This window comes from Noviherbaspirillum denitrificans (genome assembly GCF_002211445.1).
Taxonomy (GTDB): Bacteria; Pseudomonadota; Gammaproteobacteria; order Burkholderiales; family Burkholderiaceae_D; genus Noviherbaspirillum; species Noviherbaspirillum denitrificans.
On record NZ_LSTO01000001.1, the window covers coordinates 4,444,357 to 4,446,814 of the forward strand.

Consider the following 2,458-nt stretch of genomic DNA (forward strand, 5'->3'; position numbering starts at 1 on the left):
CCTCATCCTCGACGACCAGGACCATACCTACACGCTGCTGGAAGCGGGGCTGGCGCTCGGTTGCGTGTCGTCGGAGTCGAAGGCCATGCGCGGATGCGACGTGGAGCCGCTGGGAGCGATGCGCTATCGATGCGTGGCGTCGCCGCAGTTCCGCGCGCGCTGGTTCGTCAAGGGCATGACACGCGCAGTCGTCCGCCAGGCGCCGGCGGTGGTGTTTGCACGCAAGGACAGGCTGCAATCGGATTTCCTGCTGAAGCATTTCGGCGTGCCGGAAGACGGATTTCCGCGCCACTATGTTCCCGCCTCCGATCCCTACATGCAGGCGATCGTGCTCGGACTCGGCTGGGGCATGCTGCCCGAGCTGCAGATGCGGGACATGCGCGAGCGCGGCATGGTGGTCGACCTCGCGCCGACGCGGCCGGTCGATGTGGCGCTGTACTGGCATGCCTGGAAGGTGCAGTCGCCGCGCATGGAGCGGCTCTCGCGCACGCTCGTGACGCAGGCGCGCCAACTGCTCAAGGGAGGTCGCGCATGAACGGCAAGGATCCATGGAAGATCGTCTGGCTGCTCGCCTTCACGCAGGTCGTGTCCTGGGGCTCGCTGTATTACGCATTTGCCATCGTCGCCGGCGACATCGAGCGCGAGACGGGGTGGCGCACCGAGATCGTGTTCGGTGCTTTTTCATGGAGCCTGCTGATCGCCGGCCTTGCATCCACACCGGCCGGCATGCTGATCGACCGAATCGGCGGGCGCCTGGTCATGGCCTCGGGATCGGTGCTGGCCGGGCTGGGCATGGTCGGCATCGGCAGTGCGCACTCGGTTGCGCTCTACTTCCTGTCGTGGAGCGCGGCCGGCGTCGGCATGGCGATGGTGCTGTATGAAGCCGCGTTCGCCACCATCAACCGCGAATTCCTGCTGTCACCGCGCAAGGGCATCTCGGTGCTCACGCTGTTCGGCGGACTCGCCAGCACCGTGTTCTGGCCGCTCACGCTCAAGCTCAACAGCGTGCTCGGATGGCGCGATACCTTCCTCGTCTACGGCGCCATCCACCTCCTGCTGTGTACGCCGGTGCATGCCTTGCTGCGCTCCAGCGGGCAGCGCCGGCATCCGCCCGCCGCCACGCACACGTCGCGCAATTTCACGCTGCGCGAAGCGGTGCGTGATGCCGCCTTCTGGAAGCTGGCGGTCGCCTTTGCCGCCAACGTGTTCGTGTTTTCCGTCCTGTCGGTACACCTGATCCCGCTGCTGCAGCGCTTCGGCCACTCCGCGACGATGGCGGTACTGGTAGCGACGCTGATCGGGCCGATGCAGGTTGCCGGCCGCATCGGCGAACTGGCTTTTGCGCGCCATGTGCGTCCGCAGACGGTGGGCAAGCTGACCTTCGCGATGCTGCCGGCGGGGCTGCTGGCACTGCTCTTCCTCGGCCAGCACAGCTATGCGGTGGCGGCGTTCTGCATATTGTACGGACTCAGCAACGGCGTGCTGACCATCGTGCGCGGCACGGTGCCGCAAAGCCTGTTCGGCCGCGAGAACTACGGCGCGATCTCGGGCGCGCTGGCCGCGCCTTCGCTGGCGGCAAAGGCGGCGGGCCCGCTGGCGGCGGCGGCCATCGTGCAGGCCGATCCGTCGCCGTCGTGGCTGCTGAGCATCCTGCTCGGCGTGTCGCTGGTGTCCCTCGCCAGTTTCCTTGCGGCGGTGACGGGCAAGCGTTCCGTCCACGCTTCCTTATAATTCCCGTTTTACTTCAACCGGAGACGGCAGCATGGACCAGCAATTCGAAGACGGCTTGCGGATGCGCAAGCAGGTGATGGGCGAGGACTTCGTCGAGAAGGCATTTGCAAACGCGGATGAATTCACCATGCCCTTGCAAGAGTTTGTCACGCGCAACGCGTGGGGCACGGTCTGGTGCCGCGACGGGCTGGACTTGAAAACCCGCAGCCTGGTCACTGTTTCCATCCTGACCGCGCTCGGCCGCGCGCATGAGCTGAAAGGCCACTTGCGCGGCGCCCTCAACAACGGCGCGACGCCGGAAGAAATCCGTGAAGTGCTGTTGCACGCGGCCGTCTATTGCGGCGCGCCCTTGGCCGTCGATGCATTCCGCACGGCACAGGAAGTCATGAAGGAAACTGGCAAGACCGCTTGAGCAGCAGGCACGAAGCCTGCATGCACTGCTTCCGGTTGAAAGTGTTTCTGCGCTTCAATGACATAAGACCGGGAGCGTGACATGGCATCCTCGCGCGTGCTTCTCCATGCCGTGGCGCTTGCTGCGGCACTTTCCCTCATGGCGTGCGGCGGCAGTCATCGCGATGACCTGCCGTTCGCGTTTTCCTCCGCGTTGAGCGGCGGTGAAGTGGTGCCGCCCACCTCCAGCGCCGCCAGCGGAGCCGGCCTGGTGACCGTCGATGCGGATCAACGCACGCTGAATGCCAGCGTCATTACCAGCGGCATGACGGATACC

The 2,458-nt window shown here is 65.5% G+C and carries 4 protein-coding genes; all 4 read left to right on the forward strand.

Annotated elements, in window-relative coordinates; genetic code table 11:
* Positions 1-535: ArgP/LysG family DNA-binding transcriptional regulator (locus AYR66_RS21520; protein ID WP_206047246.1), on the forward strand; the 535-nt coding region annotated here is incomplete at its 5' end.
* Entirely contained in the window at positions 532-1,731 is a 1,200-nt protein-coding gene (locus tag AYR66_RS21525; RefSeq protein ID WP_088709206.1) for an MFS transporter, read from the forward strand. The genes AYR66_RS21520 and AYR66_RS21525, both read left to right, overlap by 4 nt.
* Positions 1,732-1,762: 31 nt before the next feature.
* Positions 1,763-2,143: a carboxymuconolactone decarboxylase family protein gene (locus AYR66_RS21530; RefSeq protein ID WP_088709207.1), complete on the forward strand. Its 381-nt coding sequence runs from the start codon at positions 1,763-1,765 to the stop codon at positions 2,141-2,143.
* 81 nt (positions 2,144-2,224) lie between these two features.
* Positions 2,225-2,458: CHRD domain-containing protein (locus AYR66_RS21535; RefSeq protein ID WP_206047247.1), on the forward strand; the 234-nt coding region annotated here is incomplete at its 3' end.